Origin of the sequence: Streptomyces herbicida, from assembly GCF_032656585.1 — a bacterium.
Lineage (GTDB): Bacteria > Actinomycetota > Actinomycetes > Streptomycetales > Streptomycetaceae > Streptomyces > Streptomyces herbicida.
Genome location: NZ_JAUYWJ010000021.1, coordinates 47,290 through 67,453, shown reverse-complemented (window position 1 = coordinate 67,453; position 20,164 = coordinate 47,290). Strand labels below are relative to the sequence as shown.

Annotated in this window: 21 protein-coding genes; 12 read left to right on the top strand and 9 right to left on the bottom strand. The window is 69.6% G+C overall.

Annotated features, from left to right (window positions below):
* The first annotated feature begins 79 nt into the window (after positions 1–79).
* Together Q8A52_RS35560 and Q8A52_RS35555 are read left to right on the top strand one after the other, a co-directional pair.
* Complete coding sequence (locus Q8A52_RS35560; RefSeq protein ID WP_316759092.1) at positions 80–943, top strand: phosphatidylinositol-specific phospholipase C/glycerophosphodiester phosphodiesterase family protein; 864 nt, start codon at positions 80–82, stop codon at positions 941–943.
* A gap of 134 nt (positions 944–1,077) precedes the next feature.
* Positions 1,078–1,272 carry a hypothetical protein gene (locus Q8A52_RS35555; RefSeq protein WP_316759088.1) on the top strand — a complete coding sequence of 65 codons (195 nt, stop codon included), beginning with the start codon at positions 1,078–1,080 and terminating at the stop codon, positions 1,270–1,272.
* 1 nt (position 1,273) lies between these two features.
* Here the strand turns inward: Q8A52_RS35555 and Q8A52_RS35550 are convergent, their stop codons facing one another.
* From Q8A52_RS35550 to Q8A52_RS35540, 3 genes are all read right to left on the bottom strand, one after another.
* Positions 1,274–2,446: a phosphodiester glycosidase family protein gene (locus tag Q8A52_RS35550; RefSeq protein WP_408649308.1), complete on the bottom strand. Its 1,173-nt coding sequence runs from the start codon at positions 2,444–2,446 to the stop codon at positions 1,274–1,276.
* A gap of 141 nt (positions 2,447–2,587) precedes the next feature.
* Positions 2,588–2,947, bottom strand: a complete 360-nt coding sequence (locus Q8A52_RS35545) for a DUF779 domain-containing protein (RefSeq protein ID WP_316759084.1) — start codon at positions 2,945–2,947, stop codon at positions 2,588–2,590.
* Positions 2,948–3,021: 74 nt separating this feature from the next.
* Positions 3,022–3,372, bottom strand: coding sequence for a VOC family protein (locus Q8A52_RS35540; protein WP_316759081.1), 351 nt, complete (start codon positions 3,370–3,372; stop codon positions 3,022–3,024).
* 165 nt (positions 3,373–3,537) lie between these two features.
* Here Q8A52_RS35540 and Q8A52_RS35535 point away from each other — a divergent pair, with 165 nt between their 5' ends.
* Both Q8A52_RS35535 and Q8A52_RS35530 read left to right on the top strand, forming a co-directional pair.
* On the top strand, positions 3,538–4,446 hold the full coding sequence (locus tag Q8A52_RS35535) for an S-4TM family putative pore-forming effector (protein WP_316759079.1): 909 nt from the start codon (positions 3,538–3,540) through the stop codon (positions 4,444–4,446).
* 265 nt (positions 4,447–4,711) lie between these two features.
* Positions 4,712–4,966 carry a hypothetical protein gene (locus Q8A52_RS35530; RefSeq protein ID WP_316759077.1) on the top strand — a complete coding sequence of 85 codons (255 nt, stop codon included), beginning with the start codon at positions 4,712–4,714 and terminating at the stop codon, positions 4,964–4,966.
* A gap of 18 nt (positions 4,967–4,984) precedes the next feature.
* On the opposite strand, the gene Q8A52_RS35525 is transcribed toward Q8A52_RS35530, so the two are convergent.
* Positions 4,985–5,461 carry a carboxymuconolactone decarboxylase family protein gene (locus Q8A52_RS35525; RefSeq protein WP_316759074.1) on the bottom strand — a complete coding sequence of 159 codons (477 nt, stop codon included), beginning with the start codon at positions 5,459–5,461 and terminating at the stop codon, positions 4,985–4,987.
* A gap of 78 nt (positions 5,462–5,539) precedes the next feature.
* On the opposite strand from Q8A52_RS35525, the gene Q8A52_RS35520 reads away from it, so the two are divergent.
* From Q8A52_RS35520 to Q8A52_RS35490, 7 genes are all read left to right on the top strand, one after another.
* Positions 5,540–6,565, top strand: a complete 1,026-nt coding sequence (locus Q8A52_RS35520; protein WP_316759070.1) for a pirin family protein — start codon at positions 5,540–5,542, stop codon at positions 6,563–6,565.
* 28 nt (positions 6,566–6,593) lie between these two features.
* A complete protein-coding gene (locus Q8A52_RS35515) occupies positions 6,594–6,932 on the top strand; it encodes a GNAT family N-acetyltransferase (protein WP_316759067.1) in 339 nt (112 codons plus the stop codon).
* Between the two features lie 71 nt (positions 6,933–7,003).
* A complete protein-coding gene (locus Q8A52_RS35510) occupies positions 7,004–7,261 on the top strand; it encodes a hypothetical protein (RefSeq protein ID WP_316759064.1) in 258 nt (85 codons plus the stop codon).
* A gap of 217 nt (positions 7,262–7,478) precedes the next feature.
* Positions 7,479–8,048: a PadR family transcriptional regulator gene (locus Q8A52_RS35505; protein WP_316759062.1), complete on the top strand. Its 570-nt coding sequence runs from the start codon at positions 7,479–7,481 to the stop codon at positions 8,046–8,048.
* Between the two features lie 50 nt (positions 8,049–8,098).
* Entirely contained in the window at positions 8,099–9,823 is a 1,725-nt protein-coding gene (locus Q8A52_RS35500) for an acyl-CoA dehydrogenase family protein (protein WP_316759060.1), read from the top strand.
* A 1,397-nt stretch (positions 9,824–11,220) separates the two neighbouring features.
* Complete coding sequence (locus Q8A52_RS35495) at positions 11,221–12,465, top strand: putative hexosyltransferase (protein WP_316759057.1); 1,245 nt, start codon at positions 11,221–11,223, stop codon at positions 12,463–12,465.
* Positions 12,466–13,284: 819 nt separating this feature from the next.
* Positions 13,285–13,704, top strand: a complete 420-nt coding sequence (locus Q8A52_RS35490) for a cold-shock protein (protein WP_316759344.1) — start codon at positions 13,285–13,287, stop codon at positions 13,702–13,704.
* Positions 13,705–14,162: 458 nt separating this feature from the next.
* On the opposite strand, the gene exaC is transcribed toward Q8A52_RS35490, so the two are convergent.
* The 5 genes from exaC to Q8A52_RS35465 all read right to left on the bottom strand — a co-directional run bounded on the left by exaC (position 14,163) and on the right by Q8A52_RS35465 (position 19,487).
* Positions 14,163–15,686, bottom strand: a complete 1,524-nt coding sequence (exaC, locus tag Q8A52_RS35485) for an acetaldehyde dehydrogenase ExaC (RefSeq protein ID WP_316759055.1) — start codon at positions 15,684–15,686, stop codon at positions 14,163–14,165.
* Between the two features lie 94 nt (positions 15,687–15,780).
* Positions 15,781–17,049, bottom strand: coding sequence for a GAF domain-containing protein (locus Q8A52_RS35480; RefSeq protein WP_316759052.1), 1,269 nt, complete (start codon positions 17,047–17,049; stop codon positions 15,781–15,783).
* A gap of 76 nt (positions 17,050–17,125) precedes the next feature.
* Positions 17,126–17,725 carry an N-acetylmuramoyl-L-alanine amidase gene (locus tag Q8A52_RS35475; RefSeq protein ID WP_316759050.1) on the bottom strand — a complete coding sequence of 200 codons (600 nt, stop codon included), beginning with the start codon at positions 17,723–17,725 and terminating at the stop codon, positions 17,126–17,128.
* Positions 17,726–17,774: 49 nt separating this feature from the next.
* On the bottom strand, positions 17,775–18,788 hold the full coding sequence (locus tag Q8A52_RS35470) for an acetamidase/formamidase family protein (protein ID WP_316759048.1): 1,014 nt from the start codon (positions 18,786–18,788) through the stop codon (positions 17,775–17,777).
* Between the two features lie 525 nt (positions 18,789–19,313).
* Positions 19,314–19,487: a hypothetical protein gene (locus Q8A52_RS35465; protein WP_316759045.1), complete on the bottom strand. Its 174-nt coding sequence runs from the start codon at positions 19,485–19,487 to the stop codon at positions 19,314–19,316.
* A gap of 170 nt (positions 19,488–19,657) precedes the next feature.
* On the opposite strand from Q8A52_RS35465, the gene Q8A52_RS35460 reads away from it, so the two are divergent.
* Positions 19,658–20,152 (top strand): DUF4232 domain-containing protein, encoded by a 495-nt coding sequence (locus Q8A52_RS35460; protein ID WP_316759042.1) that lies wholly within the window; start codon positions 19,658–19,660, stop codon positions 20,150–20,152.
* Positions 20,153–20,164 lie beyond the last annotated feature (12 nt).

The window sequence follows — 20,164 nt, the reverse complement described above, 5'->3', positions numbered from 1 at the left end:
CCGCAGGAGAGGGCTACTTGGGCGCGGATCGAACGCATACTCCCTTCGGTCCCATACGGCCCTACAAGGGAGGCAGAGCATGGCCCTCACCACCCGTCGCAGAGCCCTCACCACCCTCGGCGCCACCCTCGCGGGCACTCTCGCGCTGCCCGCCGCGCAGGCCTGGGCGGGCGGCGGCCACCGCGGCCCGCGTCCGCTGTGGCGCGCCCACGCCCACAACGACTACGAGCACCCGCGCCCCCTGTTCGACGCCCTCGACCACCGCTTCGGCAGCGTCGAGGCCGACATCTTCCTCGTCGGCGAGCAGCTCCTCGTTGCCCACGACGCCTCCGAGCTCGACCCGACCCGCACGCTCGAATCCCTCTACCTCGACCCGCTGGCCGCCCGGATCAAGGCCAACCACGGCTCCGTCTACCGGGGTTGGCGCAGGCCCCTGCAGCTCCTCATCGACATAAAGACCGAGGGCTCGTCGACCTACCTCGAGCTCGACCGCCACCTCCAGCGCTACAAGCACCTGTTCACGACGTTCGCGTACGGACGCGTGCGCCCCGGCCCGATCACCGCCGTGATCTCCGGCGACCGCGCCGCCCGTGTTCCGATGGAGGCCCAGTCCGTGCGCCGGGCCTTCTACGACGGCCGGCTCACCGACCTCGGCACCGCGGCGCCGGCCTCCTTCATCCCGCTGATCTCCGACAACTGGACCCTCAACTTCACCTGGCTGGGCGACGGTCCGTTCCCGGAAGCCGAGCGCCAGAAGCTGCGGAGCACCATCCGGGCCGCGCACGCACACGGGCAGCGGGTCCGGTTCTGGGCCACACCCGACGCGGCCGGTCCGGCGCGGGACGCGCTGTGGACGGAGCTCCTCGCCGCGGACGTCGACTACTTCAACACGGACGACCTCGCGGGCCTGGAGGCGTTCCTGGACGCCCGTCCCACCGCCTGACATCCACCGCCCGATCGCACACGGCCGGACGACACCACACGATCGGAGGACACGTCAGCCGCCCGGATGAACCCTCCGCTACGCCACACTTGCGGCCGAACGCCGCGAAACGGGCGTGGCGGAGGAGGTTCACGATGGCCGTTTCCATCTCTGTGGTACTGCTGCTCCTGATCCTGGCCGTGATCTTCATGCGCAACGGCGCACTGAAGATCTCCCACGCTCTGGTCTGCATGCTGCTCGGCTTCTACCTGGCGAGCACGAGCATGGCGCCCACCATCAGCAACGGGCTCACCGCGACCGCGGACCTCGTGAGCAGCCTGCGGCCCTGAGTCACGGCGCCGAGAAGACCCCGATGCCGTTCGGTACGGGGCGCTCGGCGCCGCCGCTGGGGTGGTTGCGTACCGACACGGCGCTCGCGCCCGGTGCGCGGGCGACCAGCGTCGTCGACCCGCCGCCGTCCAGGCTGAATGCGTCGGTCGATCCCAACTTCCGCATCTGGTGGGCGACTTCGGCGATCGTCAGGCCGCTGCGGTAGGCGGGCGCCCCGTCCAGCGCGAACAGCACCAGCTGTCGTCCGCCGGACGCGAAGCCCACGGCGGTGCGCACGGCCGCGGAGGCGTTGTCGAGACCGGCCAGCGGCTGCCCGTTGCGCAGGACCGGATAGCCACCGAGGGCGAAGCGGTAGGGGGTCCTGGACGCGGACGGCAACAGCCGGGTCCGCACGCGCACCTGCTCGCCGATGGACAGCTTGCGCAGCTGCTGGGCGCCCGCCTCCCGGCCCACCAGAACCGTGCTGCCCACCTCGATGGGCCCGCTGCCCGGGGTGCCGGAGGCCGACACGACCCGGCCGCCGCGCACCGTCACCTCGTAGGTGTCCGTACTGCACGCGGCGGCCCGGTCGGTGTCGGTGCCGCAGGTGGCGCGGATCCGGGAGACGCTGCCCCACCGCGCGGTGTACGCGCCGACGGAACCCACCGGCAGCGCGTACTGGTTGAGCCCGCCGAGCGGCAGCAGGCCCTCGGCCGTGGCGACGGTCCCGAGCAGGGTGAGCCGGTCCAGGCGGGCGCGCCGGTCGACGCCCACGCCGAAGACCTCCCTGGTGTTCGTGCCAGGCGGCAGCGAGGGCCCGAACCGCTGCCCGGTCGGCACCGCCGCCTTGAGCACGTGCCGGTTGGCGATCGCCGGTCCCACGCTCGCGCCCGTCGCCTCGACGCCCGGGTGCTGGGTCTCGGTGATGTTGAAGAAGTCGCCGTTGACGCCCCCGACCGCGCCCGCGGAGTTCGCGAGCTTCGAGACGGGGGCGCGGGCGGCCACCGCGCCCGGGTACAGCAGGTCGAGGTGTACATGCGTATCGCGCAGGTCGACGAGCAGCACATGGGCGTGGGTCACACCCTTGGCGGCCGCGATGTCGAACTGTTCGTAGGAGACGCCCTGCGCGATCGGGACGGTCTTCTGAACGGCGTCGGCCGGTGCTGCCCCCGTCAGGGCCGCACCGGCCAGCACACCGAATACCGTGAGGACCGTCAGTACCGTTCTTCCAGCGGCCAAATGCTTGTGACGACGTGTCACTTCGCCCCCTGAAGTCTCGTCAACTCTTCCAGGACTCAGGGGAAGTGCACCAGAACGCGGTTTCCGCCGGGGTGGCTAGACCTCTACGACACGAGAACGGGTGAGAAAACGTACCCCCTCGGGTGCTTCCAGCGAGAAACCGCTGCCTCGGCCGGGAACCACGTCCACGATCAGCCGCGTGTGGCTCCAGGCCTCGTACTGGCTCCGCGACATCCAGAACGTGACCGGCTCGTCGACGCCGTCGACCTCCAGCTCGGCCAGCAGCACATCGGAGCCACCGGTGCGGAACTCGCCGTCCGGGTAGCACATGGGCGCGCTGCCGTCGCAGCAGCCGCCCGACTGGTGGAACATCAGCGGCCCGTGGGAGGCGCGCAGCCGGCGCACCAGGTCGGCGGCCCGCTCGGTGAGTTCGACGCGTGGGATGTCCTGATCCATGGTCACCGTCCTGGGGCGTGGCGTCGGGTCCGTCCAGTCTCACGGTTCGCCGGGAGCCCGTCCAGCACAGGTCCTCATCGGCGATGGCCGAGCACATTGACCACGCGGCCGTCGGGGTCCCGCACGAAGAAGCGGCGTACGCCCCACTCCTCGTCGGTGAGCGGATGCACGATCTCCGCGCCGCGCTCGCGCATCGCCGCGTACGCCGCCTCGACGTCCTCGACCTCGATGCTCAGGTCGGGCGCGAGGGGAGCCGTCCGGTCCTCGCTCATCAGGCTCAGCTGCACCGTGGGGTTCTCGGCGGAGGCCAGCGTCACGATCCAGCCGTGGTTCATCACCTCCTCGAAGCCCAGCACTCCGTAGAACTCCGCGTTCTGCGGCAACGCGGTCGACTGGAGATTGGGTACGACGCGCCGCACGTACATGTCGTGGCTCCGATGGTCGGTCGGACGGGAAACGGGCTTGTTCCGGCTGTGAGTATGTTGCATCCGGCCGGAGCGGAACCTGCCCGTGGGCGGCCGAGGGCCCTATGGACACCCTTTGCCCGGGGCGGCACAGTGAGGGAACGGTGCCGGACGGCGGGGGGCGTCATGAGCAACGGGTCGGGGGACGGGTCCTCGATACTGACCGAGCAGAACACCACCGGGGCGATGCAGCGGCTGCGCGCCATGTCCGTCTCCCACGCCCAGGCCGTACGCCTGGCCAATGTGCGGATGGGCATCTCCGTCCTCCTGGCGGCCGCCGGTCTCGTCAGCACGGTCAGGCCGTCATGGGCGGTACCGGTGACCGTGCTCGGCGGGGTCTGGGCCGTCGCGTACTCCGTCGGCCTCACCTCCTGGGAGGACGGCGCGGCCCGGCGAGCGGCGCTGCTCCAGGAACTGTTCGACGTACGGCTCTACGACCTGCCGTGGAACGACGTCCTGGTCGGTGCGCCGCCCGGCGCGCAGCAGGTCAGCAGTCTCAGCCGGCGCTTCCGGGGCGACGAGCAGGAGCTGCGCGACTACTACGAGGTGCCCGATCTGCCGCGCCCGTATGACGTGCTGGCCTGTCAGCAGCAGAACCTCGGCTGGGGAGCCCGGGTCCGGCGCCGGTACGCCCGGGTCCTGCTGGCGTTCGTGCTGACCTGGCTTGCGGCGGGGCTGGTGGTCGGCGTGGTCGTGGGCCTGAGCGTGCTGGACCTGGCGCTGCAGTGGTACGTGCCCTCGCTGGCCGCGGTGATGATGGGGCTGGACACCTGCCGTACGCAGTGGAACGTGGCGGCGGAGCGCGAACGCGTGCTGGCCCTGCTGGACCGCGCGGTCGCGGAGCGCGGTGAGAGCGACCGTCTGCTGGGGCTGGCCCGGCAGGTGCAGGACGTGATCTTCCAGTCGCGGCAGCACAACACACGCGTTCCGAACTGGTACTTCCGGCGCTTCCGGAGCGCGGACCGGGCCGATTTCCAGGCCGCCATGGCCGAGTTGCAGAACGTGGTCCGGCGGACGACGACCCAGTGGGGCTGAGCCGGCGGGCTCCCGGCCGCTTCAGCAGCGGGCGCGGCTTCCCGTCGTGCGTACGGTGCGCCACTGGACGGCGCGCCGGAGCCCGTGCGTGCCGAGCGGCTGCTCGTCGCCACCGGACGGCACAGCGAACTCGCCGGCCTGGGCACGAGACGGTCGGACTCGACCCGACGGCCGGCGTGGTCCCCACCGACGGCCGGCTGCGCGCCGCGAACGGCCTGTGGGCGGTGGGCGATGTCACCGGCCGTGCGCCTTCGCCCATGTGTCGATGTACCAGGAGCAGCTCGCCGTCCGGGACATCCTCGGCAGGCCGGGCGGAGAGGGCTTCGCCAAGCCGGTCGAGGACGCCGACCGGGGCGTCCTGGTCGGCGCGACCGTGGCGGGGCCGCCCGGGGGCGAGCTGCTGTACGCGCTGGATGTCGCCGTGCAAGCGGAGGTGCCGGTCGAGCGGCTCCAGCACATGATCTTCATCTGTCCGACCTTCCACCGGGTCCTCGAACCGACCCTCGTGGCCCTTCGCTGAGCCGATGGGCGCGCCGCGTCATTGCACCGGGTGCTTGCTCATGATCGAGACCCGGTTGAACGCGTTGATCGTGACCGCCACCCAGATCACGGCGGATATCTGGTCGTCGGTGGGCACCTCCCGCGCGGCCGTGTACGCGGCCTCCTGGGCGACGGCGTCGGACGGTTCGGTGGTCGCCTCGGCCAGGGCGAGCGCGGCGCGCTCCAGCGGGGTGAACACCTCGGTGTCCCGCCAAGCCGCCAGCACCCCCAGGCGGCGCGTCGTCTCACCGGCGCGCAGGGCGGCCCGGGTGTGGACGTCCAGGCAGTAGGCGCAGCCGTTGATCTGTGACACGCGGAGGTTGATCAGCTCCACGACGATGCGGTCCAGGTCCGCCTCGGCCGCGGTGGTGCGGACCGCCTCGGACGTCTGCAGCAGGGCGTGGTACGGCTTGGGGCTCTGCTTGTCGACGAAGATCCGCCGGGCCGCCGGCCCGGGTGTGGGGCTGCTGCTCAATCTGGGGCTCCCTCGGGCATAATCTCTGAGTCCATATTGTTGAATTCGAAACTATCATGACTCTGGGAGGTGGTCCCGATGGGCGAGGCCGACGCGGCGATGATCGACGGGTCGAGGGGCGACGGGGCGAGGGTCGATGGTTCGCAGGTCGATGGGGCGAAGGTCGGTGAGTCGAAGGTCGGTGATGAGTGGAAGGTCGACGTACTCACCCCGCGTGACGTGCCCCTGGGCGGCCCCCGGGCGATGACCGTGCGCCGCACATTGCCACAGCGGGCCCGGCCCCTGATCGGCGCCTGGTGCTTCGCCGACCACTACGGCCCGGACGACGTCGCCCGGACCGGCGGCATGGAGGTCGCCCCGCATCCGCACACCGGGCTGCAGACCGTGAGCTGGCTGTTCAGCGGCGAGATCGAGCACCGGGACAGCCTCGGCAGCCATGCGTACGTACGGCCCGGCGAGCTGAACCTCATGACGGGCGGGTACGGCATCAGCCACTCCGAGGTCTCCACCCCGCGGACCGCCGTCCTGCACGGCGTGCAGCTCTGGGTGGCCCTGCCCGGCGAGCACCGCTACGCCGAGCGGGACTTCCAGCACTACGTGCCCGAGCCGGTGCGGATCGACGGCGCCGAGGTCAGGGTCTTCCTGGGCGCCCTCGCCGGAGCCGTCTCGCCAGTACGCACCTTCACGCCCCTCCTCGGAGCCGAGATCACCCTCGAACCGCATGCGGTGATCACGCTCGCGGTGGACCCCGGCTTCGAACACGGCCTCCTCGTCGACCACGGGGACGTCCGCGCGGCCGGTACCGCGCTGCGCCCCGCCGAGCTGGGCTACATCCACCCCGGAACCGAGACGCTAACCCTCGTCAACGAGTCGGACGAGCCCGCTCGCACGGTCCTGCTCGGCGGCACCCCGTTCGAGGAGCAGATCGTCATGTGGTGGAACTTCATCGGCCGCACTCACGAGGACATCGTCCGGGCCAGAGAGGAATGGGAGAACGCCTCCGACCGTTTCGGAGCCGTCGCGGGATACCCCGGTGACCGGCTGCCCGCCCCCGCCCTGCCGAACGCCACCCTCGCACCGCGCGGCAACCCGCCGCGCGGCTGACCATGATCCACATTCGAAGGGAATCGCGATGAACCAGCCTTCCACGGCACCGACCGTCGAGCGCGTGGACGCCCGGCACCGCTACGAGATCAAGGTCGACGGCGAACGCGCCGGCCTGACCGCCTACCGCGACCGCGGTGAGCAGCGCGTCTTCTTCCACACCGAAGTCGACGACGCCTACGCCGGGCAGGGCCTGGCCGGGCAGCTGGTCCAGCAGGCGCTCACCGACGTGCGCGCACTGGGCAAGCGCATCGTGCCGGTCTGCCCCTACGTGGCCAAGTTCCTGCTGAAGCACGAGGAGTTCGCCGACATCACCGACCCAGTCACGCCCGAGGTCCTGAAGTGGCTGGAGGCGGAACTGGGCTGACGTCCCGACGGCCGCGGGGCGGCATTCACAACTCCTGGTGACGCCGACCGTGACGAAGAGTCGGGGCAAGGGTGGGGGGACCGGAGTGCCTCGAAGCGCTGACCATGCTCCAAGAGCTCGGCGACCGCTACGGCCAGGCCACCACCTGGGACAGCATCGCCTACGCCTACCCCCACCTCGGCCGCCATGCGCACGCCCTGCTGGGCTCCCGCAACGCGCTCGCCATCCTGCGGGAGCTGGGCGTGCCCTGCCTGGAGGCCGTGGCCCTGATCCGGATCGGCGACACCCACCTCGCGACCGGCGACCACGATGCCGTCCGCGCCTCCTGACGCGAGGCCCTCGCCGACCTCACCCCGCTCGGGCCCTCCTGGCCGGCAGCGCCGACACGGATGTCACCGCGAGCAGCGACAGAGCCAGGACCGTCAAGGTCGGCGTCAGGACCGTCGTGGTGAGATCGGCCGGCAGCACCTGCCGCGCGGGTGAGCCGTGTCTCACGCGTGCGGCGGCTCTTGTCTATGCAACGAGTTGCATAGAAGGATCAAGGGTATGGCGCTCGAGCACGCGATCCTCGTCTCCCTGCTGGAGAAGCCGGGCTCCGGCTATGAGCTGGCCCGGCGGTTCGACCGGTCCATCGGCTACTTCTGGACCGCCACGCACCAGCAGATCTACCGCGTTCTCAAGCGCATGGAGAGCGACGGCCTGCTCGCCGTCCGCGAGGTGCCGCAGCAGGGCCGGCCGGACAAGAGGGAGTACTCCGTCGCCGGCCCCGGCCGCACGGCTCTCTCCCGGTGGCTGCACGAGCCGATCGAGCCCGAGAGCATCCGTCACGAACTCGCCGTGAAGATCCGCGGCGCGGCCTTCGACGACCCCGCCGCGCTCATCCACGAGGTCGAGCGGCACCACCAGGTGCACAGCGACCGGCTCGCGCACTACCTCGCCGGGGAACTGCGCGACTTCACCGGGCCGGACGCCCCCGCACCGCTCGACGCCGGTCAGGAACTGCAGCACGTCGTGCTGCGCGGCGGCATCGCCTACGAGCGTATGACGGTCGCCTGGCTCGACGACGTCCTCGCCACCCTCCACCGCCTCGGCGGCACGCCTCCGCCCTTCGCCTGAACCACGTTCGACCGACCCCTGCCCCCGACCCCTCAGAAGGTGGACCTCCCATGGCCGACCCCCTGCTCTTCAACCCGCACACCTACGACCCGGCGCACTTCGACCCCGAGACCCGCAGGCTGCTGCGCGCCACCGTCGACTGGTTCGAGGAGCGCGGCAAGCGGAAGCTGATCGAGGACTACCGCTCCCGCGCCTGGCTGGGCGACTTCCTCGCCTTCGCCGCGAAGGAGGGCCTGTTCGCCACCTTCCTCACCCCGGCCTCCGCCGCGTCCGCCGGCCGGCAGGACCAGCGCTGGGACACCGCCCGGATCGCCGCCCTCAACGAGATATTCGGGTTCTACGGCCTCGACTACTGGTACGCGTGGCAGGTGACGATCCTCGGGCTCGGCCCGGTCTGGCAGAGCGACAACGCCGCGGCTCGCGACCGTGCCGCGGAACTCCTGTCCCAGGGTGAGGTCTTCGCCTTCGGACTGTCCGAGAAGACCCACGGCGCCGACATCTACTCCACCGACATGCTGCTGGAGCCCGACGGCGACGGCGGCTTCCGGGCCACCGGCTCCAAGTACTACATCGGCAACGGCAACGCCGCCGGACTCGTCTCCGTCTTCGGCCGCCGCACCGACATCGAGGGTCCCGACGGGTACGTCTTCTTCGCCGCCGACAGCCGCCACCCGGCGTACCACCTGGTGAAGAACGTCGTCGACTCCTCCAAGTACGTCAGCGAGTTCCGGCTGGAGAACTACCCGGTCGCCCCCGAGGACGTCCTGCACACCGGCCGCGCCGCCTTCGACGCGGCCCTGAACACGGTCAACGTCGGCAAGTTCAACCTCTGCACCGCCTCGATCGGCATCTGCGAGCACGCGATGTACGAGGCCGTCACCCACGCGCACAACCGCATCCTCTACGGCCGCCCCGTCACTGCCTTCCCGCATGTGCGCCGGGAGCTGGCCGACGCGTACGTCCGTCTCGTCGGCATGAAGCTGTTCAGCGACCGCGCCGTCGACTACTTCCGCTCGGCCGGCCCCGACGACCGCCGCTACCTGCTCTTCAACCCGATGACGAAGATGAAGGTGACCACGGAGGGCGAGAAGGTCATCGACCTGATGTGGGACGTCATCGCCGCCAAGGGCTTCGAGAAGGACAACTACTTCGCCCAGGCCGCGGTCGAGATCCGGGGGCTGCCCAAGCTCGAGGGCACGGTGCACGTCAACCTCGCGCTGATCCTCAAGTTCATGCGCAACCATCTGCTCGAGCCGGTGGAGTACCCCGCCGTGCCGACCCGGCTCGACGCCGCCGACGACGACTTCCTGTTCCGGCAGGGACCGGCCCGCGGTCTGGGTTCCGTACGCTTCCACGACTGGCGCGCCGCCTACGACGCGTTCGCCGACGTGCCGAACGTCGCCCGCTTCCGCGAGCAGGCAGACGCCCTGTGCGAGTTCGTGGCCACCGTCGCCCCCGATGAGCAGCAGAGCCGCGACCTCGACTTCCTTCTCTCGGTGGGCCAGTTGTTCGCGCTGGTGGTGCACGGGCAGCTGATCCTGGAACAGGCCCGCCTGACCGGACTGGACGAGTCGGTGCTCGACGAGCTGTTCTCGGTGCTGGTCCGCGACTTCTCCGGGCACGCCGTCGAACTGCACGGCAAGGACTCCGCCACGGAGGCGCAGCAGCGCTGGGCACTCGGCGCGGTCCGGCGTCCCGTCATCGACGAGGCACGTTCGGCACGGGTCTGGGAGCGCGTCGAGGCACTGTCCGGCGCGTACGAGATGGCGCAGTAACAGCACGCCGCAGCCGCACGACCGCCGAGCCGGCCGGCCCGGGGCGAGATCCCGGGCCGGTCGGCTCTTTTCGTGCGGCCCACAGCGCTCGGTGGTTGCCGCGCGGAAGGAGTGGTGGTTGGCGCATCGTACGGACGCCTCGGCCGTGCGCTGTCCGTGAGTCATCATGCCTGCGGCGACGAAGGACGAAGCAGCGGAAACGACAGCTCTCCGTATGTGTATTCGTGCCGATCCGTAAGAGGGACTTGGAAAAGGGAAGAACGACCCGATAGGCGGCGAAGGAATTCACGCCCGCCTCCCACACCGAGGGGCTGTTCCGTCACCGGGACTGGCTTCCGGTCGCCCGCATCCACCCCACCGCGGGACGCACGGTCGTGTATCAGGGCCAGGAACTCTCCGCTCGTCCCGCCCTGCCGAATCCCTGGGTGGCCTTCAACGGCTACTGGCCGGAAAGCGGAGCCTTCCTGGAGTCCGCGACGTTCAAGGAACTCGAGGCGTACGCCGTCCTCGGGAGACTGCCCAGCCATCCGCCGGTCCTGGTCGTAGCGTCCGCCGCAAACACGGCAGCGGCATTCGCCGTGGTCGGTTCCCGGTACCGGCAGCCCTGTCTTCTCGTGGTGCCCCGGCGCGGACTGAACCGAATGAAGTTCCGTACGCCGCTGGATCCGGCCGTGAAACCGGTGGTGCCCGACAACACGGACTACTCCGATGCGATCGCCTCGCCGACTCGGTGGCCAAGCTGCCCGGCTTCCGGGCGGAGGGAGGCGCACGGAACGTCGGCCGACGCGACGGACTCGCCACGGTCCGGTACGCGACCGTGGAGGCCATGGGCGCCGCGTCCTGGAGCACCCGGACCCGGCGGATGGCCACGGGGTTCGCCGAGGACAACGCGCCGCGATCGAACAGGGTTAGCCCTGCCCAGGGACAAGTCATTATACATGGGGGCTTAATCAGCCATTCATGGGGACTGAATCAGGCCGGGGCGGATTTGAAGGATGACGGCGGAGGTCAGCGAAGGTATCCAGGGGCTCATCGCCAAGACCGGACTTGGCCTTCGACCGCGGTAGCCCCAACCGTTGGAAATCCCTAATTGCGCGTCATCTCTCCGACCGAGAAGAGGATCGGTCGGAGAGATGACGCCATAGTGTCAAGGGCGGGGACTGTTGCAGGCTCCGGCCTGGGCCCTGCAAGCTGAACCCCAACAGCTCGGGCACTGGAGGCGACCCTGTCAAGCTCGCGGCTCGATCGCCGACCCGACACCGACTCAAAGAGTGACTTTGACTGCTACCGACAATGAACGGTCCTCACGTTCTGCGGGTGCGATCCGGACAGCGCCCTGCCGGGCACCGGCGACCGCTGCGGAGCCTCGACCGCGGGCGGCCTTGTGGATGTGGGGGGTGAGTGTCGCTCTATACGGGCTGGTCGGCGCAAGTGCGCCCAACAACAATACCCTCAGGGAAGCGATCACCCCCTTTCGAATACCCGCCATGTCAGGCATCCTCTCCGAGGCGGCCACAGTCACAGCAATACTCCTGTCATGTCTCGCAACGCTCGGGATGCTGCACGCCCATAGACGGGGATGGAGTCCCGACGTCAGATTCCTGTTCCGCGTCGGCGCCCTTGCTGCACTCCTTTTGGTCAATTTCACACCGGTCGGTTCTTCCGATACGGCCAGTTACGCCGCATACGGCCGGATCACCGCACTCGGTGGTGATCCTTATTTGATGACGCCCGCCAAGTTGGGGGGCGGCTACGCCGAGCTGGTCGGTGCCGCGTGGCGGAACACACCGTCTGTGTACGGACCGGTCGCGACGTGGTTGCAGTCTGCTGCCGCGTTCGTCGGCGGTGACCAGCCGGGGCTGACGATATGGGTGCTGATGCTGGTGAACGTGGCAGCGTTCCTGGGCACCGGATACCTTCTGACCCGCACTGCCGACGACCCCGTCCGTGCCACTCTTCTGTGGATTGCCAATCCTCTTCTGATCGGTGTGCTCGTCGCGGGTGGGCATCTGGACACCGTCGTCGCCTGCCTGGCTGTCTGCGCCATCCGCCTCGTCAGCCGGGCAACTGTCCGAGGGCATCACGATCTGATCGCCGGCGGGTTGATCGGCCTGGCATCCTGCATCAAGATCAGTACGCTTCTGCTCAGTGTTGGGCTGGTTTGGCCGATGCTGCGTTCAGGCGCCTGGCGACGGGCTGTCCGGCAGATATTGGCCACCGTGCTGATCCTGATCGCCCTCTACAGCGTGTACGGTCTGCACGCCTTGGCCCCGCTCTCTGCCGCTTCACATCAGGTTTCCATACCCTCGGTGTGGGCTTTCTTCGATCAGTTCGCCGCCACATGGCTGGGACAGGGTGTGATATCGACCAGTATTGGTTTCCTGTGGCCTTTCCTGATGCTCGCGGTTGCGTCCGTACTCCGTCGCCACGTTCCGGCGGGCACTCCCGCTGTAGCCGCCGTCCCGTTCGTGCTCGCCTTCGCATGGATCCTCACGGCGCCGTGGGTGATGCCCTGGTACGCGGCTTACGCATGCGCGCTGTCGGCCATGTTCCGCCAAGGTCGCCTCACCCAGTACCTCGTCGTGACCACCGCTGTGCTGTTCCTGTTCCACAGCGGCGGCGGCCACGGCTGGAGATGGTGAGAGAGCCGGTGTCCCTACCCCCCACCGGGACCATCGGCATTCCGGAATGCGTCCCGGTTGCCATGTCACGTCATGAGCGGACATGAAGAGGAGGGGCCTGAGGCCATGAACGGCTTCAGGCCCCTCATCCATCTGCTCTTCGTCAGCCTTCGATCCAGCCGTTCTTGGTAGCGAACGGCAGCAAGCCCTCGTGAATCTGCAGAATCTGGCGCCCCGTGAGTTTCGGCTCCGTCGACAGCAGGATCTCGGTCACTTCCCCGGCCTACTCGTCGTAGCGGAGCACATGACACGACCCGTCGTCGTCGGCACTCTGCCCGGCCGCGGCGACGGCAGAAACCTCTTGAGGTGTGGCCAGAGTGCCGTTTCGCGTGTTTGGCGAGTCGCACCGACGATGCCTCTGGGCCGCGGCCCCTCTTCGATCTCGAACTCGGCGGCCGCACCGGTGGGGACAAAGGCCTTCGGCATCAGCAAGTCGTTCGTATGGAGAAGGCTTCCTCTCCGCCGTGGATCGGGCCTTGACCGCCGCAGTACCGCCGCATTGCGGAGCACTGGTGCAAAGCCTTGCGCACCAATGCGCCGCCACCTGGCTCGAGTTCGCCCGGCACCCTGATAAGCGCGACCGGTCGGTTCCCGAGGCAGCCGGATGACGACCTGCCTCACGTCCATCCGGGTCACATGCTTCTTCGTCGAGTCGACTGCGCCAAGGCCACATGAGCGTGGAGCTCCGTATCCCGCCGTGCGCTCGCGCTCATGTCGACCGCTGCACTAATCTCCAGCCAGATACTTTCGGGCAAGGGGCCCGAGTTGTTGGGGGTTGGTATGGTCACTGGTCGTGTGGTCCGGTTCGACGGTGCAAGGGGTTATGGTTTCATCGCACCCGATCACGGTGGAGAGGACGTCTTTCTCCACGTGAACGACATGCTGATACCGGAGTCCTATATCCGCTCGGGTACAGCAGTCGAATTCGAGATCGAGGAAGGGGACCGGGGGCCGAAGGCATCGTCCGTGCAGCTGGCCAAGAACGCCGACGGCACCCCGGTGACGCCCCCGCTGTCTGCGGCAGTGCGGCAGGCAGCGGGCGACGAAGCGTTGTGCGATGTACTCCATCGCGATGAGTTCCTGAGGGATGTGACCGAGGTGCTGCTGGAGGCAGCACCGTCACTGACAGGTGCCCAGATCGTCCCGATACGCACCGCATTGCTGCTCTTCGCAAAGGGCCATGGCTGGATCGAGGGCTGACGACGTCCCAACGTCCCGGACAGGCCTGGCGTGTCCGGGACGTTCTCACCGGGTCACCAGGGCTGTCCGTCATGTCATCCGCAGCTTTTGGACGTCATCGGCCTTGGGCCCGACAGTGACTGCCCTGCTGATCGCCGCCGGCCAACTCCGAGCGCCCGGCAGGCCAACGCCGCCTTCTACCGCATCGTCGTGACTCGCCTTCGAGTTCCTCGCCGAGGCGCGTCACCACGCGAACCGCTCAATTGAGGACTCCATGCGGCGGTGGGACGAGCGCGAGGACGTTGCAGGGGGGGTGGCCCGGGGCTGGCCCGGAAATGCCCCGGAACAGCTGGTCAGAGGTGGGAGATAGCCGGGAGAAATCGGGAGTAAAGCCGAATTCGCTTCGCGGCCCAGCCGGGGCGAGCCTGATAGGGACGCCTGCCAGGCATCTGCCCTGGGCAGGCGCCCTTTCCCTGTGTCTAGAAGAAGCCCAGCCTCTTCGGCGAGTACGACACCAGCAGGTTCTTCGTCTGCTGGTAGTGCTCCAGCATCATCTTGTGCGTCTCGCGGCCGATCCCGGACTGCTTGTAGCCGCCGAATGCCGCGTGGGCGGGGTACGCGTGGTAGCAGTTCGTCCAGACGCGCCCCGCCTGGATCGCGCGGCCCGCCCGGTACGCGGTGTTGATGTCACGGGTCCACACGCCGGCGCCGAGGCCGTACAGCGTGTCGTTGGCGATCTTGATGGCGTCGTCGAAGTCGTCGAAGGAGGCCACCGAGACGACCGGGCCGAAGATCTCCTCCTGGAAGATCCGCATCCGGTTGTCGCCCTGGAAGATGGTCGGCTGGACATAGTAGCCCCCCTTCAACTCACCGTCGTACTCGATGCGTTCGCCGCCCGTGAGCACTTTGGCGCCTTCCTGGCGGCCGATGTCGAAGTAGGAGAGGATCTTCTCCAGCTGGTCGTTGGAGGCCTGGGCGCCGATCATGGTGTCCGTGTCCAGGGGGTGCCCCGGCTTGATCAGCCGGGTGCGGGCGACCGCCGCTTCGAGGAACTCGGTGTAGTGGCCGCTCTGGACCAGCGCCCGGGACGGGCAGGTGCAGACCTCGCCCTGGTTGAGCGCGAACATCGTGAAGCCCTCGAGGGCCTTGTCCCTGAAGTCGTCGTCACGCGCCCAGACGTCGTCGAAGAAGATGTTCGGGGACTTGCCGCCCAGCTCCAGCGTGACCGGCTTGATGTTCTCCGAGGCGTACTGCATGATCAGCCGCCCCGTCGTCGTCTCTCCGGTGAACGCAACCTTGGCCACCCGCGGGCTGGACGCGAGCGGCTTGCCCGCCTCCACACCGAAGCCGTTGACGATGTTCACCACGCCCGGCGGCAGCAGGTCCGCGATCAGGCTCATCCAGTAGTGGATGGAGGCCGGGGTCTGCTCGGCCGGCTTGATCACGACCGCGTTGCCCGCGGCGAGGGCCGGCGCCAGCTTCCAGGTCGCCATCAGGATCGGGAAGTTCCACGGAATGATCTGTGCCACCACACCGAGCGGCTCGTGGAAGTGGTACGCCACCGTGTCGTCGTCGACCTCGCTTAGCGAGCCCTCCTGCGCCCGGATCGTGCCCGCGAAGTACCGGAAGTGGTCGATGGCGAGCGGGATGTCGGCGGCCAGCGTCTCGCGCACCGGCTTGCCGTTCTCCCAGCTCTCGGCGACCGCCAGCGGCTCGAGGTAGGCCTCCATACGGTCGGCGATCTTGAGGAGGATGTCGGAGCGCTCCGTCACCGACATACGGCCCCAGGCGGGAGCCGCCGCGTGCGCCGCGTCCAGCGCCCGCTCCACGTCCTCCGCGGTGCCGCGCGCGATCTCGGTGAACGGCTGCCCGTTCACCGGGGACGGGTTCTCGAAGTACTGCCCGCGAGCCGGCGGCACGTACTCGCCGCCGATGAAGTGGTCGTAGCGCGCCTGGTAGGAGACGATCGCGCCCTCGGTACCGGGCGCCGCGTAACGGGTCATGCTGGTCTGCCTCCTTCACAAGCGCTGCCCGCCGTTGGGCAGCGCTCGCCGGGAGGGTAGGAACACGGACGTTGCAACCACGTTGCGTGCCGGGTCAGCGGGGTGTCCGGCGGACGGGCAGCGCCAGCTCGGACTCCAGCGCCGCCAGCTGCGCCCGTACCGTCGCCGTCGGCCGCAGGACGGCGAGCGCCCGCCACACCTCGAGGTCGTCCTCGCCCCAGGGCGCGTGTGCCCAGTCCGCCAGCAGGTCCGGATCACGCCGGGCGATCAGCGCCGTGCGCAGTCCGTCGGCAAGACGCCGCCTGAGCCGCACCACCGCCGGTGCCTGCGAGCCGGGCAGCAGCGGTCCGGAGTACGCCGCCGCGGCAGCGGTGACCGCCCCCGCTTCCAGACGCCGCTCCACCACGGCGACGTCCGACTCGACCGGAGCCGTCAGTCGGTACGGCCTCGACGCGAGCAGCCCCGGGCCGAGCAGCCTGCGCAGCCGGGCCAGTTCGGCGCGCAGCGTCACCGGCGTCACCGACTCGTCCTCGTACAGCGCGCACTGCAGCTCGTCCCCGGTCAGCCCCTCCGGGTGCCGGGCCAGCAGCACCAGGAGCTCGCTGTGCCGGCGGCTGAGCCTGATCCGGCGGCCGTCGAGCAGGAGCTCGGCCTCGTCGCGGCCCAGCGCCGTCAGACCGTTCGCCCGGTCCGCGGGCCGTGGCGGGTCGAGCAGCGCGAGCTGCGACTCGGCGGCGCGCGCCACGGCCTGGACGAACCCCAGGCTGTGCGGATGGGCCAGGTCGTCACCACCCGTGAGGTCCACGGCGCCGAGCACCCGCCCGGTGCGCGGATCGTGCACCGGCGCGGCCGCGCAGGTCCATGGCTGCACCCGCCGGATGAAGTGCTCCGCCGCGAAGACCTGGACCGGCCGACCGACGGCGACCGCCGTGCCCGGTGCGTTCGTACCGACCGCGGTCTCCGCCCAGCGCGCACCTGGGACGAAGTTCATCCGGTCGGCCCGACGCCGGGTGCTCGGATGGCCCTCGACCCACAGCAGCCTGCCGTGCGCGTCGCACACGGCGAGCAGATGCTCACCGTCGGCCGCGAACGTGCCCATCAGCTCGCGGAACAGTGGCATCACCCGGGCCAACGGATGCTCCGCCCGATAGGTTCCGAGTTCCCCGTCCATGAGCTCCACGCTCGCGGTCCCGTCCGGCCCCACACCCGCCCGCGCGGAACGCCGCCACGAGTCCGCCACCACCGCGCGCACCGGCAGCGGCACGGTGCCGGCCGTGGTGAACGTCTCGTGCGCCCGGCGCAGCGCCCGTACGCGCTCGGCAGGGTCGGCCCCCGGCTCCAGGGCCACCCACGGATCGGACAACTCGGCCTCCCCGGACTGCGATGCTGGAGACATCGTCACTCGGGGTGTTCACGCGGGCAACAGTTTCGACTCCGGCCTAGGTGAAATTGACCAGTCTGATGTACCTGTCCCAGTCCCAGTTCGGCCCCGGATCGGTGTGGTCGGACCCCGGCACCTGGTAGTGCCCGATGATGTGGTCCCGGTCCTTGGGGATGTCGTAAGTGGCGCAGATCGCCGCGGTCAGCTTCGCCGACTCCGCGTACAGGGCGTCGGTGAAATAGGCGGGCCGATCCACCCAGCCCTCGTGCTCGATGCCGACGCTGCGGGTGTTGTAGTCCCAGTTCCCCGCGTGCCAGGCGACATCCGCCTCGCGCACGCACTGCGCAACGTGCCCGTCGGCCGAGCGCACCACATAGTGTGCGGACACCTCCTTCTTCGGGTTCTGGAAGATCGACAGTGTGTCGGCGTATCCCTCCTGTGTGACGTGGATGATCACGCGATCGACGCGATGGCTGCCGGGCCGGGCGGAAGCCGTGTAGTTGGAGGTGCTGGCCGCCTGCCACTCGGCGAGCGGATAGTCGACGGCGTGGGACTGCGCACCGGCCCGCGCGTCGGGGAGCAGCGCGTACGGGACGGTGGCGAGGGCAGCGCCCTTGAGGAACCGTCGCCTGCTGGGGATCGGTCTTGCCCGGTCCATGGTCGGTTGCCTTTCCATCGTGGGGGGTTTGGGGGCATGCGGCACGCAGTCACCGGCGGAGACCTCCTGCGGTCTCACGCAGCCGGGCGTGCAGCCCGCGGTAAGTCTCGCGCTTCGGCAGCCAGTCCTTGCGGAGCTTGGCCACGCACGTGTAGTTGGTGTCGCACACGTTCGCCAACGGTGATTGCACCGCCTGGGTTGCGAATTGATACGCGTCCAGTTGTCCGAACCCGTAGTCGCGCACCAGCCACTGCACCAGGTCCAGCTGGGATATCCGGAAGGCGTCCTCCAACGGACGTGCCGAGCCTGTCGAGATGATGTGCGTGTCCGATTCCAGGCGGGGCCACGGGGTGGCGACCCCCTTGAGGAGTTCCACGATCACCACCGTGTTCATCGCGCACTCGACCGCCACCCCGCAGGTCTCGCCCTCACCCTGCCGGGCGTGCCCGTCACCGAGGCTGAGCAGCGCGCCCTCGACATTCACCCCGAGGTAGCAGGTGACGCCGGCCCGCATCTCCGGTGTGTCCATGTTCCCGCCGTGCGCGTCGGGCACCAGGGCCGAGCGCACCTCCAGGTTGGCGGGGGCCACGCCCACCGTGCCGTGCATCGGGTCCAGAGGCAGCTCGATCTCGATGTCGCCTTCGTGCGCCCGGAACAGCGCCGTACGCCGGGTCCGGTCCAGCTGCCAGATCCACACCGTCTCCGGCAGCGACGGCTGCAGCGTGGCCGTGGCCTGCGTCGAGGTGAGCGCCCCGAACAGGGGGACGGTGGTCGACGCGGCCCAGTCGCGAGCCGGTTCGATCGACACGAAGTGCACGGCGACCGTGTCGCCCGGCTCCGCGTCCTCGATGTGGAAGGGGCCCGTCTGCGGGTTCAGGAACGGGAACTCGCAGACCTCGGAGACCAGATCCTTCTCGGACCGCACCCGGCCCGCGAAGCAGTCCTCCGTGTACAGGTCCAGGACCGTGCCGGGCGCGATCCGCGCCACGGGCGGCGCCCCGCCGAACGTCCAGGCGTACTCGCCGGGTTCGGGGCGCACCGTCAGGATTCGGGGATCGGTCATCTCTGCACAGCTCCGTTCTGCCGTTGGCACGTGAGGCGGGTGAGGCGGGTGTGAGGCGGGTGAGGCGGGTTCGTCGAGGTGGGCGCGGGCGGTCGCCGACGATCGCGGCCTGGCGCGGCCGGTCCGGACGGGACGACGCCGTATCAGCACGACCCGTGCCGCGGACCGATCGCGATGCGGACGCCGACGACGGGGCCGGCGCACGACACGGGCGCGGCCGGATCGGACACCGCGTCCACCCGGCAACGCCCGCCGCCGTGATCACGTCGACGGCTGCGCCTCGCGTGAATCACGGTACGGCGCCGGTGGGTTGGGCTGCAGGCCGTCGAGTGGTTCGGTGGACGACGCCGGGACTGTGGACAACTCGGCCACTCCCTCGGGTGGCCCGGTGACGGTCCTGTGACCGGAGGAGTGACCTCCGCCGCAGCCTGCCGTGATCGCGTTCTGATCGACTCGGCGGATGCATGCCACCTCCCGCGGCCTGTCCGCCGCCTTCGCCGGAGTCCTGCTCCTGACGGCCTGCGGTCAGGAGTCCGGCGTGACCGACCGGTCCGGCGGCTCGGCGTGCGGCACCGGCCCCCCGGAGGCCGCCGTGTCCAGCGAGCCCTCCGCGGAGGAGACGGGCGGTGTCAGCGTCATCGACGTCGGTGCCGGGGCCCACCAGTGCGTCCCGTCATCGACGTCGGTGCCGGAGCCCACCAGTGCGCCACCTACCGGGCGACCAACCGCGGGACGGAGCCCTTCACCTACGACGTCACCTTCAGGCTCGCGTCTCCGGTTCAGCGGCGGCGTCGGAGCTCAGGTCCGCGACCGTGCCGTCCGCCGGGCCGGGCCGGGCCGTGACAGGCAGCGTCTCACGGGTCACGGACGTGACGGATGTGCCGGAGTGTTCGCGCGTCGAGGTCACGAAAGTCAGGTGCGTCCCCGTCGACGAGGCGCCGGCCGAAGGCGGGCGCTGCCCGTCGTCCGGGGTGCGTCTCTACGCCGACGACGGCGATGCCGCGATGGGCCTTCGCGTGGTGACACTCCATCTGGAGAACTGCGGGACCGGCACGTTCCGCGTTGACGGCTCCCCCCGGGCGAGTCCTCTCGGCGAGGATCACCGGCCGGTGAGCGGTGTGGGCGTCCTGCACGACGGCTCGTTCATCGCCGGGAGCACTGGAGCCGACGGCCCGCCCCGGCCGCTGGCGCTGAGGCCGGGGGAGCGCGCATGTGCCGGCCTGGTGTGGCGCAACACGGTCCTGTCCGGCACACCCGTGAACGCCCCCTACGTCAGGGTGTGGGCCGAGCCGGGTGCCGCGCCGGTGATGGTGACACCGGAACCGGACCTGGGCACGGCGGGGAAGCTCGCCGTCGGCCCGTGAAGTAGGGCGGGT